This is a genomic window from Kitasatospora sp. NBC_00039 (assembly GCF_045160625.1).
Classification (GTDB): Bacteria; Actinomycetota; Actinomycetes; order Streptomycetales; family Streptomycetaceae; genus Kitasatospora.
This window is the reverse complement of record NZ_CP108289.1, coordinates 3,811,294-3,824,927: the sequence shown is the minus strand read 5'-3', so window position 1 is coordinate 3,824,927 and position 13,634 is coordinate 3,811,294. Positions and strand designations below refer to the sequence as shown.

Genomic DNA, 13,634 nt, shown 5'->3' with positions numbered 1-13,634 from the left:
ATGAGAGATCCGCCGTTTGCGAAGTGTCCGGTTTGTGCAGTCTGATGCGACGATTCGTACAATGCGCGCGGCGCGACTGTTCGTTTGCGACACTGGTGCTTTCGCGGGGTACTGTCCCATGTTTGTTCGGTTGGTCCTTGATGTCACCCCATGGCGCATCGCGTGACCGGCCGCTAGGACACCCTCCCCCGCCTAGAAGGATCGTCGTTTTGGCCAGCAACACCCTCGGCGCGCGCCTGCTGCGGCGCAAGCCCGTCTCCACCCTGATCGCCGAGAGTGAGGGCCACGGCGCCCTCCCCGCCGGTGCGCCCGAAGAGGGCGGACGCTCCGGCATCCACCTGCGGCGTTCGATCGGACTCTGGCAGCTGTCCTCGATCGGCATCGGCGCCACCATCGGCACCGGCATCTTCTTCGTGCTCAGCACCGCGGTGCCGTCGGCGGGCCCGGCCGTGATCCTGTCCTTCGTGATCGCCGCGGTCACCGCCGGCCTCACCGCGCTCTGCTACGCCGAGATGGCGTCCGCGATCCCGGTCTCCGGCTCCTCGTACTCGTACGCCTACGCCACCCTCGGTGAGGGTGTCGCGTTCGCCGTCGGCATCTGCCTGCTGATGGAGTACGGCGTCTCGGCCTCCGCGATCGCGGTCAGCTGGGCCGAGTACCTGAACAAGTTCCTCGACCTGGCCAGCGGTGGTCGCCTGCACATCCCCGAGCACCTCTCCGGCGCGCCCGACAGCACCCACTGGTTCAACCTGCCGGCGCTGCTGCTGGTCGCGATGGTCTGCTTCCTGCTGATCCGCGGCGTCAGCGAGTCCGTCAAGGTCAACGCGGCCATGGTGGCCGTCAAGATCCTCATCCTGGTGCTCTTCGTCGGCGTCGCGCTGACCGGCTTCCACTCCGGCAACCTGACCCCGTTCATGCCGCTCGGCATCGGTGGCGTGCAGGTCGCGGCCTCCAGCATCTTCTTCTCGTTCATCGGCCTGGACGCCGTCTCCACCGCCGGCGAGGAGGTCAAGAACCCGCGCCGCACCCTGCCGATGGCGATCATCATCTCGCTGGTCGTGGTCACCCTGCTCTACATCCTGGTCGCCCTGGCGGGCATCGGCGCCCAGCCCTGGGAGAAGTTCGACGGCCAGGAGGCCGGCCTCGCCCAGATCCTGCAGGACATCACCGGCCAGAGCTGGCCCGCGATGGTCTTCGCGATCGGCGCGATCCTCTCGATCTTCTCCATCACCCTCGTGGTGATCTACGGCCAGACCCGCATCCTGTACTCGATGGGCCGCGACGGCATGCTGCCCAAGCGCTTCGCCCAGCTCTCGCCGCGCACCGGCACCCCGGTCTGGAACACCATCGTGGTGGGCCTCGGCGTCGGCGCGCTGGCCGCCTTCATCCCGCTGGAGAAGCTGGCCGACATCACCAGCCTCGGCACCCTGATCGCCTTCTCGGTGGTCTCCATCGGCGTGATCATCCTGCGCCGCACCCAGCCCGACCTGCCGCGCGGCTTCAAGGTGCCCGGCTACCCGGTCGTCCCGCTGGTCAGCGTCGGCTTCTGCATCTACCTGATCACCGGCCTGCACACCGACACCTTCGAGGCCGGCGGGGTCGCCCTCGTGATCGCCCTGGCCGTCTACTTCGGCTACAGCATCAAGCACTCCAAGCTGGAGCGCGCGGAGCAGCCCGACGCGGCCGACGTGCTCGCCGACAGCAAGGCCGGCTGACCATCACGGCCACCCGCGGACGGGGCCGTCGGACGGTGACGACACCCCGGCGGCCCCATTCGTCCCCGTGGACACTCACATACCGGACACGGCGACAGGGCGCGGTCCCCGCCAATAACCTTCCACCATGGTGAGCACCCGCACGCCCGGCCACTCCCGCCCGCGCGGCCGCTTCACCGGCCGTGGCGCGGCCGTCCCGCCCGCGGCGGCCGGGCCACCGACCGGGCGCGAACGGCTGCGCCGCAGCCTGACCGCCAGGCCGTTCCCCCGTCAGCGTGGTGACGGCACGCCATCGCCACCCCCCGATCGGCTGAATCCGGCCCGGCTCGCCTCGATGCGCCGCGTCCAACTGCTCGGCTGCCTGATCGCCGCCGGCTGGGCGGCGGCCTTCCCGCTCGTCTCCGACCTGCCCAACCAACGGCTCTGGGGCACCGTCGCGGCCCCCGCGTACGCCCTCGCCGGGCTGCTCTGCCTGACCCTGCCCCGGCGGTTCGCCGCCCGTGCGGCGGCCGGGGTCGCCCTCCTGGGCGCCGTCCTGGTGCCGCTGGCGCTGCTGGCGCTGGAGGGCCGCCACCAGTCCGAGGTGATGGTGGTCGAACGCTCGGCGCATCTGCTGCTCACCACCGGCAGCCCGTACCTGCCCCACCCGGTGGTCGTCACCGACTACAACCCGTACCTGCCGGCCATGACCCTGTTCGGGATGCCGCGCGCCCTGGTGGGCAGCGGCAACCCGGTGGCGCAGGTGGCCGGGGACGCCCGGATCTGGTTCGCGCTGACCTTCCTGGCGTGCCTGCTGGCCAGCTGGCGGCTGCTGCGGCCGTCCCGGGACCGCGCCCCGCTGCTGCCGCTGGGCGTGCTCACCGCCTCGCCGCTGATCGCGCTGGCGTTGGTGGTCGGCGGGGTGGACCTGCCGCTGATCGGGGTCTGCTGTCTGGCCATGGCGCTGGCCGAACGGGACCGCACCATCGGTGCCGGGCTGGTCCTGGCGCTGGCCTGCACGCTGAAATGGACGGCCTGGCCGGCGCTGCCGGTGGCCGTGCTGCTGCTCTGGCGGCTGTACGGGCGGCGCCCGGCCGCCCGGGCCGGGCTGACCGCGCTCGGCGCGGGCCTGGCGGTGATCGGGCCCTCCGCGCTGGCCCGGGCGGACGCGCTGCGCGAGCAGGTGGTGCGGTTCCCGCTGGGGCTGACCGCGATCCAGACGCCGGCAGGCAGCCCGCTGCCCGGCAAGGTGCTGGCCGGGTTCGGGCCGACCGGGCACACCGTGTCGCTGGCGCTGATGACGGTCGGCGGGCTGGGGGTGGCGATCTGGCTGCTGGCCCGGCCGCCGGTCTCCGCGATCGCCGCCGCCGACCTGCTCGCGGCGGGGCTGGCGATCGCGTTCATGCTGGCGCCGGCCGGGCGGTTCGGATATCTGGCGCTGCCGGTGGTGCTGGTGATCTGGCCCCGGCTGGCGGCCCGGCGCTGGAGCGGGCGGCGGCCCGTCCCGTCCACCTGCCTGCTGGCCCGGCCGGAGCCGGCCCTGCCCCGGAGCTGACCGGGGCAGGGCGTTCCTCGGCAGGGCTCAGCGGGTGCCGGCCGCCTTGATGACGGAGGCGACGGCCGGGCCGGCCGCGTCGGCGCCGTGGCCGCCGCCCTGGACCTCGGCGGCGATGGCGATGTTGCCGCGGTAGGCGGTGAACCAGCTGTTGGTGGTCTCGACGCCGGTGGCCTCCGCCGAGCCGGTCTTGGCGCCCGCATTGTCCGAGATCCCGTTCATGACGGCCTTGGCGGTGCCGTCCTTGGCCGTGGCCGCCATCATCGCGCGCAGCTTGCCGGCGACGTCGGGGGAGAGCGACCGGGCGGCCTTCTGCTGCGGCAGGTCGGCGACCAGGATCGGCTGCTTGAACTCGCCGCTCTGCACGGTGGCGGTGATCGAGGCGATGGCCAGCGGGTTCATCTGGACCTTGCCCTGGCCGATGGACTGCATGGCCTGCTCGTCCTTGTTGGTCCCCGGGTCCGGCACCTTGCCGTCGGAGTTGGTCAGGCCGGTCTTCCAGTCCATCCCGATGCCGAAGACGTCCTTGGCGGTGCTGCCCAGGGTGTTCGGCTTGAGGCTGGCCAGGCCCTGGTTGATGAAGGCGGTGTTGCAGGAGATCATGAAGTCCTGCTGGAGCGTGTTGTTCGGGTAGGCGTCCGGGAAGGAGTTCGGGATCGCCTGCGCGTTGCTGCTCTTCAGCGGGCAGGGCACCACGGTGTCCGGATTGACGCCGGCCTCCAGCAGGGCCGTCGAGGTGACGATCTTCATCGTCGAGCCGGGGGCGAGCTGGCCCTCGAAGGCGCGGTTCTGGCCGTTGGCGGGCGCGTTGGCGAAGGCCAGGACCTGGCCGGTGCTCGGCTCGATGGCCACGATCGAGCCCGACTTGCCGCCGAGGTCGGTCATCGCCTTCTCGGCGGCGGCCTGGATCGCGTTGTCGATGGTCAGCTTGAACGGCTTGGCGGGCTTGGGCTCGACGATGGTGAACAGCTTGTCCTGGGCGCCCTTGCCGGCCGCGTCGGTGATCACCACGCCGCTGCCCGCGTCGCTCTGGTCCTTGGTCGGGTCCGACTGGAGGATCTTGCGGTAGTTCGTCTGCAGGGTGGAGAGCAGCGCCGGCGTGATCGAGCTGCCCTGCAGCGGCTTGCCGTTGCGGTCGACCACGTTGCCCGGCGGGGCGAAGACCGGCTGGGTGGAGATGACCTCGCCCGGGCCCAGGTGAGGGTGGAGCACCGAGGGCGCCCAGTGCACGGCCGGGGTGTTGTCGCTCATCTTCACGACGCCGAGGAAGCCGTTGTAGTCCCAGACCCGGTTGGTGCCCTCGAACTCGGCGCGGGCCTTGAAGCCCATCAGCACACCGGTCGGGGCCGCCGAGGCGGAGGCCGACGGCGCATCGGTGCCCGCCGCGGACGGCGTCGCCGAGGCGGAGGCCGCGCCGGTGGCCTTGGCGGCGGGGGAGGGGGTGCCGGTCGCCGAGGCGAAGGCGGCGGGGGTCGCCGGGCCGGACGGCGCGAGGGTCAGCCCGCTGGGCTTCACCTGGTCCTTGAAGGCCGTCAGCGCCGTGGTCGCGGCCGCCGGGTCGTCGGTCAGTCCGGCGGCCTTGGCGAGGTCACCGGCGGCCCAGGCCTCCAGGAAGTCCTTGGCGCCGGCCGTCGCCTGGTCCGCGCTGGGAGGTTCGGCCACCACCGTGCGGGCCTTCTTGCCCTGGGCTCCGTCCGTGCCGCCGGAGCCGCCGACGAGGCTGTACGCCCCGTACCCGCCGCCCGCGAGCACGGCCAGGGACACGCCGGTGATGATGCCGATCTTCGCGCCTCTGCGCATGGTGCTGCTCCCCCAAGGGTCTGGCGACTGGCCGCTTTCGGAGGTGGCCGGATACGCGTTCGGTGCTCAGCCTAGGCAGACCGGCTCCGCGCACTGACGAAATGCCGGGGTCTTGTGACGGATCTGGTACGTGTCGCGCACCACGTCGGCACCGTTCCCCCGCTCAGATCCAGCTGTTGAACCACATCCGCCTGCGCCAGTCGTCCATCGGAATCGTCTCCCCCGTGAACAGGGGGTAGAAGAAGAGAAAGTTCCACACGATCAGCAGCACCAGCAGCCCGGCCGCCGCCGAACCGATGATCCGGCGGTCCCGGGACGCCCCGGGCGGGCCGATCAGGGCGCCGACCATCATGGTGACCGCGAGCACCAGGAACGGCACGAAGGCCACCGCGTAGAAGAGGAAGATCGTCCGCTGCTGGTAGGCGAACCAGGGCAGGTAGCCCGCGGCCAGGCCGCAGAGCACCGCGCCGGCCCGCCAGTCGCGCCGGGCGGCCCAGCGCCAGAGGCAGTACACCAGCGCCACCGCGCCGGTCCACCAGAGCAGCGGGGTGCCGATGCCCAGCACCTCGCGGGCGCACTCGCTCACCGTGCAGCCGGCCTGGCCCTGCTTGGGGGACTCGTAGAAGAAGGAGACCGGGCGGCCCAGGACCAGCCAGCTCCACGGGTTCGACTGGTAGGTGTGCGGGTCGCTCAGGTGGGTGTGGAAGTCGTACACCGTCGAGTGGTAGTGCCAGAGCGCCCGCAGGCCCTCCGGGATCCACGGGTAGTCGGTGGACCGGCCGACCGCCCAGTCGCGGCCGTAGCCGCCCCTGCCGGGCACGGTGCTGCTGGCGAACCAGCCCCACCAGGAGGTCACGTAGACCACCGCGGAGACCACGACGACCGACACGAAGGCCGGCACGACGTCCCGCACCAGCGTCCACAGGTACGGGCGGCCCGCCCCCGCCAGGCGGCGGGCGCCGGCGTCCCAGAGCACCGTCAGCACGCCGAAGGCGGCCGCCACGTACAGGCCGCTCCACTTGGTCGCGCAGGTCAGGCCGACGCAGACACCGGCCGCGATCCGGTACGGACGCCAGCCCAGGTTCAACCGCTGGGCGGCCGCCGCGTCGGCGACGCCGCCGACACGCCGGGCGATCCGGGCCCGGGTGTGGTCACGGTCCAGCAGCAGGAAGCCGAAGGCGGCGAGGATCCAGAACATCACCACCAGGTCCAGCAGCGCCGAGCGGCTGAGTACGAAGTGCAGGCCGTCCACGGCGAGCAGCAGCCCGGCCACGCAGCCCAGCAGCGTCGAGCGGAACAGCCGGCGGGCGATCCGGGCCACCATCAGGACGGAGAGCGTGCCGAGCAGCGCCACCGCGAACCGCCAGCCGAACGGGTTCATCCCGAACAGCTGCTCGCCGGCGCCGATGATCCACTTGCCGACCGGCGGATGGACCACGTAGCTCGGGTCCGGCCGGTAGGGCACCGGCCCGCCCGCGATGATCTGCTCGTTGGCGCCGTCCGGCCAGTTGATCTCGTAGCCGCCATGCCAGAGCGCGTAGGCGTCCTTGGCGTAGTACGTCTCGTCGAAGATGATCGCGTGCGGCTGCCCGAGGTTGGTGAACCGCAGGATCCCGGCGAACAGCGCCACTGCGAGCGGGCCGAGCCACCCCGCCCAGCGGAGGAGCCAGGACCACAGGGCCTCCGGCAGGGCTATGCCGAGCCGCAGCAGCAGCGGCCAGGGCGCGACGCGGTCCGGCGTCACGCCCGGGCCGTCCGGCATCGGCGGCACCAGCCGCTCGGCGAGCGTGGCCTGCGGCGCCGGCGTGTAGCCGTACCGGGACAGGCCGCGCAGCCAGGCCGCACCCGCGGACCGCGGCCGCTCGGGCTCCGGCTCGGGCGCGCGGGGGGCCGGGACGGCGGGGGACGCCTGGTCCGTCAGGACCGGCACGCCGACGCCACCCTGCGCGGTGGGGTCTGTACCAGTGGGCGTCTCTGCCGCCGTGTCGCCGTTCATCCGCCACATCGTAGGGGCGCTTCCCACACGGAGAACGGCTCCCTCCGAAGCTGCCCGAATCGTCACCAAAAACACCTGGGGCCTCGATGCTGGAAGGATGGGGCGCGTGACAGGAGTACTCGTTCTCGCAGGCACACCCATCGGCGACGTCTCGGACGCCCCGCCCCGGCTGCTCACCGAGCTGGCCACCGCGGACGTGATCGCGGCGGAGGACACCCGGCGGCTGCGCCGGCTCACCCAGGCGCTCGGGGTGACCCCGGCCGGGCGGGTCGTCTCCTACTTCGAGGGCAACGAGGTCGGCCGCACCCCCGAACTCGTCGAGGCGCTGGTCGGCGGCGCCCGGGTGCTGCTGGTCACCGACGCCGGGATGCCCTCGGTCTCCGACCCCGGCTACCGGCTGGTGGCCGCCGCCGTCGCCGCCGACGTCAAGGTGACCGCGGTACCCGGGCCGTCCGCCGTGCTCACCGCGCTGGCGCTCTCCGGCCTGCCGGTGGACCGCTTCACCTTCGAGGGCTTCCTCCCGCGCAAGACCGGAGACCGGGCCCGCCAGCTCGCCACGGTCGCCGCCGAGCCGCGCACCATGGTCTTCTTCGAGGCCCCGCACCGGATCGCCGAGGCGCTGGCCGCGATGGCCGAGGCGTTCGGCGCTGACCGGCCCGCCGCCGTCTGCCGCGAGCTGACCAAGACGTACGAGGAGGTCAAGCGCGGCCCGATCGGCGAGCTGGCGGCCTGGGCGGCCGAGGGCGTCAAGGGCGAGATCACCGTGGTGGTCGCGGGCGCCCCGCCGGCCGCCCCGCAGGAGCTGACCCCGGCCGAGCTGGCCCGCCTGGTGGCCGTCCGGGAGGAGGCCGGCGAGCGGCGCAAGGAGGCCATCGCGGCCGTCGCGGCGGAGCTCGCGCTGCCCAAGCGGGACGTGTTCGACGCGGTGGTCGCGGCCAAGAACGCGGCGGTGGTGAAGCCCTGAGACCGGGGGTGCCGCAGTCGGCGGGGGCGCGTACCTTGGAGAGAAGGCCCCGGGTAAACACCCGTTGAGCTGAAGCTTTGGCCGTGGTTTCCGGAGACGACCCACCCTTTCGTATAGGGATTCCCAATCCGCGTCCAAGACTTCACAAGACGGGCATCGACCGGGGCGTTCCGGGCATTTCCTGGGTTGGAAAGACCCAGCCGGGCGAGCGTCCGGCGGGCGCTGGGAGACGGCTATGAGCGAGACGATCGGTAGCCCTCGTGGTGGTAACGCGCTGAGCGACCCCGGCCTGACCGGCCGGCCGCACTCTCCCGTGGAGACCGTCCGGGAGGCCTACTCCTTCGCGTGCCTGAGCTGCGGGTACGGCTGGGAGCAGGCGTACGACATCGAGCACCACGTGGCCCGCGACGGGCGGGTCGTGTTCGAGTACCACGCCAACGGTGTCAGGGTGCCGTCCCCGCTGCTCAAGCCGACCTGCCCGGGGTGCGGCGGCCACACCGTCCGGATCATGCGCGAGGGCCGGGTGGCCGTCGCGGACCAGCTCTGGCAGCACGCCCCCGGCTACTCGGCGCACGCCGAGCCGGCCGGGGTGCCGGTGGCCGCCCCGGTGGCCGCACCGGAGGCCGGTCCCGCCCGGCAGCGCGGCTTCCTGGGCCGGCTCTGGTCGCGGCTGACGGGCTGACCGCCCGGCGGGCAGCGCGGCCCGCCGGGGAGGTGACGGGGTCACCGGTGGCGGGGCCGCCCGGGAGTCGACGGGGCCGCCGGGTGGCGCGGCCGCCCGCCGGGGTAACTCGGTCGAGGGCGGCCCCCGTACCCGATTAAGCTTTCCGACCATGGCGGCCACTGCAGAGCACAGCACCACCGGGAGCACGACCCCGGCGTACTACGTTTCCACCCCGATCTACTACGTCAACGATCGCCCGCACCTGGGCCACGCCTACACCACCGTGGCGGGCGACGTGCTGACCCGCTGGCACCGCCAGCGCGGCGAGAAGGTCTGGTACCTGACCGGCACCGACGAGCACGGCCAGAAGATCCTGCGGACCGCCGAGGCCAACGGGGTCAGCCCGCAGGAGTGGTGCGACAAGCTGGTCGAGGAGGCGTGGAAGCCGCTCTGGCAGCACCTGGAGATCGCCAACGACGACTTCATCCGCACCACCCAGCAGCGGCACACCGACCGGGTGCAGGAGTTCGTCCAGGACCTGTACGACAAGGGCGAGATCTACAAGGGCGGTTACTCCGGCCCGTACTGCGTCGGCTGCGAGGAGTACAAGCTCCCCGCCGAGCTGCTCGACGGCGCCACCGAGGGCGAGAAGCTCTGCCCGATCCACAAGAAGCCGGTCGAGTGGCTGGAGGAGGAGAACTACTTCTTCCGCCTCTCCGCCTACGGCCCGAAGCTGCTGGAGTTCTACGCCGAGAACCCCGGCTTCATCGCTCCCGAGTCCGCCCGCAACGAGGTGCTCCGCTTCGTCGAGCAGGGCCTGCAGGACCTCTCCATCTCCCGCTCCACCTTCAACTGGGGCGTGCCGCTGCCCTGGGACGAGAAGCACGTGCTCTACGTGTGGGTGGACGCGCTGCAGAACTACATCACCGCCGCCGGCTACGGCAGCGACCCGGAGCGCTTCGCCGAGCTGTGGCCGGCCTCGGTGCACCTCGTCGGCAAGGACATCCTGCGGTTCCACGCGGTGATCTGGCCGGCCATGCTGATGGCCGCCGGACTGCCGCTGCCCAAGCGGGTCGTCGCCAACGGCTGGCTGATGGTCGGCGGCGAGAAGATGTCCAAGTCCAACCTGACCGGCATCGCCCCGCAGGACCTCACCTCGCACTTCGGCGTGGACGCCTACCGCTACTACTTCCTGCGGGCCATCCCGTTCGGCACCGACGGCTCGTTCTCCTGGGAGGACTTCACCGCCCGGTACACCTCCGAGCTGGCCAACGACTTCGGCAACCTGGCCTCCCGGGTGGCGGCCATGGTCGGCAAGTACTTCGACGGGGTGCTGCCGGCCGCCGTCGCCGCCGGCCCGGCCGAGCAGGCCGTCGCGGACGGGCTGACGGCGGCGGTCGCGACCGCCGACCGGAAGATCGGCGAGGAGCTGGACTTCGCCGGCGGCCTCGCGGCGGTCTTCGAGTTCGTCAAGCAGGTCAACGGCTACCTCACCGAGCAGGAGCCCTGGAAGGTCGCCAAGGACGACTCCGAGGAGGGCCGCGCCCGCCTCGCGACCATCCTCTACACCGCCGCCGAGGCGCTGCGGGCCACCGCCGTCCTGCTCAACCCGGTCATGCCGGCCACCGCCGAGAAGCTCTGGGTCTCGCTCGGCGCCGCCGAGGGCCTCGGCGAGCTGCCCGCGCAGACCATCGCCACCGTGGCGGACTGGGGCCGGCTGCCCGCCGGTGCCACCGTCACCAAGGGCGAGATCCTGTTCCCGCGTCTCGAAGAGAAGCCCTCCGCCTGATGGCCAAGAAGGACGACGACCGGTCGACGCCGCCGCCACTGCCCGCCCCGCTGGCGGTGGCGGTCGCCGACTCGCACACCCACCTGGACATGCAGTCCGGCACCCCCGCCGAGGGCCTGGCACGCGCCGCCTCGGTCGGCGTGACCACCGTCGTCCAGGTGGGCTGCGACGTGCCCGGCTCACGCTGGGCCGCCGACCTGGCGGCCCAGTTCGAGCAGGTGCACGCGGCCGTCGCCCTGCACCCCAACGAGGCCCCGCGGATCTACCTCGGCGACCCGGACGGCTGGTCCGGGCAGCAGCGCCCGGCCGGCGGGCAGGCGGCGCTCGACGCCGCTCTCGCCGAGATCGACGCGCTCGCCGCGCTGCCGCACGTCCGCGCCGTCGGCGAGACCGGCCTCGACTACTTCCGTACCGGCCCCGAGGGCGTCGAGATCCAGAAGGAGTCGTTCCGCCGCCACATCGAGATGGCCAAGCGGCACGACAAGGCCCTGGTCATCCACGACCGGGACGCCCACGAGGACGTCATCGCCGTCCTGCTGGAGGAGGGCGCCCCCGAGCGGACCGTCTTCCACTGCTACTCCGGCGACGCCGCGATGGCCAAGACCTGCGCCGAGCACGGCTGGTACCTCTCGTTCGCCGGCCCGGTCACCTTCAAGGCCAACCAGCCCCTGCGCGACGCCCTCGCGGCCACCCCGCTCGACCGCGTCCTGGTCGAGACCGACGCCCCCTTCCTCACCCCGCACCCCTACCGGGGCCGCCCCAACGCCCCGTACCTGATCCCGGTCACCGTCCGCTCGATGGCCGGCACCCTGGGGCTGCACGAGGACGAGCTCGCCACGGCCATCGCGGCGAACACGGCGCGGGCGTTCGGGTACTGAGCCGGCCGAACGGACATCGGTCGAACACATATCGGGTCACGCCGAAACGATTCGGCACTCTCGTCGGACTGCGATGCCGACTGGCATGAGTGCGTGAGGGAGGTGGCGACGACCGCCGAGCCGATCGACTGGAAGCTTCCGCCGTCCCAGGCTGGACGTACGAGCAGGTCCGAGCTGCCGTACCCCGTGGAGATCGACCTCCAGCAGGTCGTCGAACTGTGAGCACCCGCCCCGCCCGTATCCTTGCGGGGTGAGCACCACCGACCCCACCTCCGACACGCACCTGCTCGGCGCCTCCGACATCAGGGAGCTGGCGGCCACCCTCGGGGTGAAGCCGACCAAGCAGCGCGGGCAGAACTTCGTCATCGACGGCAACACCGTGCGCCGCATCGTCCGGGCCGCCGAGGTGACGAGCGAGGATGCGGTGGTCGAGGTCGGCCCCGGGCTCGGCTCGCTCACCCTTGCGCTGCTCGACGTCGCCGCGCACGTCACCGCCGTCGAGATCGACCCGCTGCTCGCCCAGCACCTGCCCACCACCGTCGCCTCCCGGCTGCCCGCCCGCGCCGAGGACTTCGACCTGGTGCTCAGCGACGCCATGGAGGTCACCGAGCTCCCCGGCCCGCCGCCCACCGCGCTGGTCGCCAACCTCCCCTACAACGTGGCCGTGCCCGTGCTGCTGCACATGCTGGCGACGTTCCCCAGCATCGAGCGCACCCTGGTGATGGTGCAGAGCGAGGTCGCCGACCGGCTCGCTGCCAAGCCCGGCAACAAGGTGTACGGCGTCCCGTCGGTCAAGGCCAACTGGTACGCGGACGTCAAGCGGGCCGGCGCCATCGGGCGCAACGTGTTCTGGCCCGCGCCGAACGTCGACTCCGGCCTGGTCTCGCTGATCCGCCGCGAGCCGCCGCAGACCACCGCCACCCGCGCGGAGGTGTTCGCGGTCGTCGACGCCGCGTTCGCCCAGCGCCGCAAGACCCTGCGCGCAGCTCTGGCCGGCTGGGCCGGCTCACCGGCCGGGGCCGAGCAGGCGCTCGCCGCCGCCGGGATCGACCACAAGCTGCGCGGCGAGATGCTGACGGTCGAGCAGTTCGCCGCGATCGCCGAGCACAAGCCCGCGAAGTCGGAGTCCGAGTGATCACGGTACGGGTCCCCGCCAAGGTCAACGTCCAGCTGGGGGTCGGCGGCCTGCGCGCCGACGGCTTCCACGACCTGGCCAACGTCTTCTTCGCCGTCGCCCTCGGCGACGAGGTGACGGCGACGCCCGGCTCACCCGGCGAGGGCGTCACCCTCAGCTGCTCCGGGCCGGACGCCGCCGTCGTCCCGCTCGACGACAGCAACCTGGCCGCCCGCGCCGCCCGGCTGCTCGCCGCCCACCACGGCCTCGCCGGCCCCGCCGTCCACCTGCACATCGCCAAGGCCATCCCGGTGGCCGGCGGCATGGCCGGAGGCAGCGCGGACGGTGCGGCGGCGCTGGTCGCCTGCGACGCGCTCTGGGGCCTCGACACGCCGGCCGACACCCTGCTGGAGCTGGCCGCCGAGCTCGGCTCCGACGTGCCGTTCGCCCTGGTCGGCGGCGTCGCCCTGGGCCGCGGCCGCGGCGAGATCCTCGACCCGCTGCCCGTCGCCGGGATCTTCCACTGGGTCTTCGCCGTCGCCGACGGCGGCCTCTCCACCCCCGCCGTCTTCCATGAGTGCGACCGCCTCCGCGAGGAGGCCGGCACCGGCTCCAGCGACACCGACGTGCCCACCCCCGACGCCGACCCGGCCCTGCTCGCCGCCCTCGCCGACGGTGACGCCGTCGCCCTGGCCGGCGCGCTCGCCAACGACCTCCAGCCGGCCGCCCTCTCGCTGCGCCCCGCGCTCGCCGCCACCCTGCGCGCGGGCACCGAGGCCGGCGCGATCGGCGCCCTGGTCTCCGGCTCCGGCCCGACCTGTGCCTTCCTCGTCAAGGACGCCGACGCGGCGGCCGCCGTCGCCGAGGCGCTGCGGGCGTCGGGCACCTGCCGCACCGCACACGCGACGTACGGGCCGGTGCCCGGGGCGGCGGTGCTCGGCGGCTGAGGCGCCGCGGGGGTGGCGCCGGGGGTGGCGCCGGGGAGTGCCTGGGGTGGAGGCGCTCCGGGGTGGTGGTGCTCGCGGGTGAGGCGCCCGGGGTGCCGGGGACGGGTGTGCCCCGGGGCGGTGGTGCTCGCGGGTGAGGCGCCCGGGAACGGCCGACTAGGCTGGGGAGATCGGGGCCTTCCCCGAAGGGGTGTGCGCCGCGAGACCGGGGCGGCCCCGAGACCGCCGAACCC

At 72.8% G+C, this 13,634-nt stretch carries 10 protein-coding genes; 8 read left to right on the top strand and 2 right to left on the bottom strand.

The window, feature by feature from the left end:
• The first annotated feature begins 140 nt into the window (after positions 1–140).
• Both OG286_RS16805 and OG286_RS16800 read left to right on the top strand, forming a co-directional pair.
• Positions 141–1,715, top strand: coding sequence for an amino acid permease (locus OG286_RS16805; RefSeq protein ID WP_396324556.1), 1,575 nt, complete (start codon positions 141–143; stop codon positions 1,713–1,715).
• Positions 1,716–1,842: 127 nt separating this feature from the next.
• On the top strand, positions 1,843–3,249 hold the full coding sequence (locus OG286_RS16800; protein WP_396324478.1) for a glycosyltransferase 87 family protein: 1,407 nt from the start codon (positions 1,843–1,845) through the stop codon (positions 3,247–3,249).
• A 27-nt stretch (positions 3,250–3,276) separates the two neighbouring features.
• On the opposite strand, the gene OG286_RS16795 is transcribed toward OG286_RS16800, so the two are convergent.
• Complete coding sequence (locus OG286_RS16795) at positions 3,277–5,049, bottom strand: penicillin-binding transpeptidase domain-containing protein (RefSeq protein WP_396324477.1); 1,773 nt, start codon at positions 5,047–5,049, stop codon at positions 3,277–3,279.
• A gap of 163 nt (positions 5,050–5,212) precedes the next feature.
• Positions 5,213–7,045, bottom strand: coding sequence for a dolichyl-phosphate-mannose--protein mannosyltransferase (locus tag OG286_RS16790; RefSeq protein ID WP_396324476.1), 1,833 nt, complete (start codon positions 7,043–7,045; stop codon positions 5,213–5,215).
• Positions 7,046–7,151: 106 nt separating this feature from the next.
• Here OG286_RS16790 and rsmI point away from each other — a divergent pair, with 106 nt between their 5' ends.
• From rsmI to OG286_RS16760, 6 genes are all read left to right on the top strand, one after another.
• Positions 7,152–8,009, top strand: coding sequence for a 16S rRNA (cytidine(1402)-2'-O)-methyltransferase (rsmI, locus tag OG286_RS16785; RefSeq protein WP_405361099.1), 858 nt, complete (start codon positions 7,152–7,154; stop codon positions 8,007–8,009).
• Between the two features lie 235 nt (positions 8,010–8,244).
• Entirely contained in the window at positions 8,245–8,691 is a 447-nt protein-coding gene (locus OG286_RS16780) for a hypothetical protein (RefSeq protein WP_396324474.1), read from the top strand.
• Positions 8,692–8,842: 151 nt separating this feature from the next.
• On the top strand, positions 8,843–10,462 hold the full coding sequence (gene metG, locus OG286_RS16775; protein WP_405361101.1) for a methionine--tRNA ligase: 1,620 nt from the start codon (positions 8,843–8,845) through the stop codon (positions 10,460–10,462).
• Positions 10,462–11,340: a TatD family hydrolase gene (locus OG286_RS16770; RefSeq protein ID WP_405361103.1), complete on the top strand. Its 879-nt coding sequence runs from the start codon at positions 10,462–10,464 to the stop codon at positions 11,338–11,340. Before metG ends, OG286_RS16770 begins: the two co-directional genes overlap by 1 nt.
• Positions 11,341–11,590: 250 nt before the next feature.
• Positions 11,591–12,475 (top strand): 16S rRNA (adenine(1518)-N(6)/adenine(1519)-N(6))-dimethyltransferase RsmA, encoded by an 885-nt coding sequence (rsmA, locus tag OG286_RS16765; RefSeq protein WP_396324470.1) that lies wholly within the window; start codon positions 11,591–11,593, stop codon positions 12,473–12,475.
• Positions 12,472–13,401 (top strand): 4-(cytidine 5'-diphospho)-2-C-methyl-D-erythritol kinase, encoded by a 930-nt coding sequence (locus OG286_RS16760; RefSeq protein ID WP_396324469.1) that lies wholly within the window; start codon positions 12,472–12,474, stop codon positions 13,399–13,401. Before rsmA ends, OG286_RS16760 begins: the two co-directional genes overlap by 4 nt.
• Positions 13,402–13,634 lie beyond the last annotated feature (233 nt).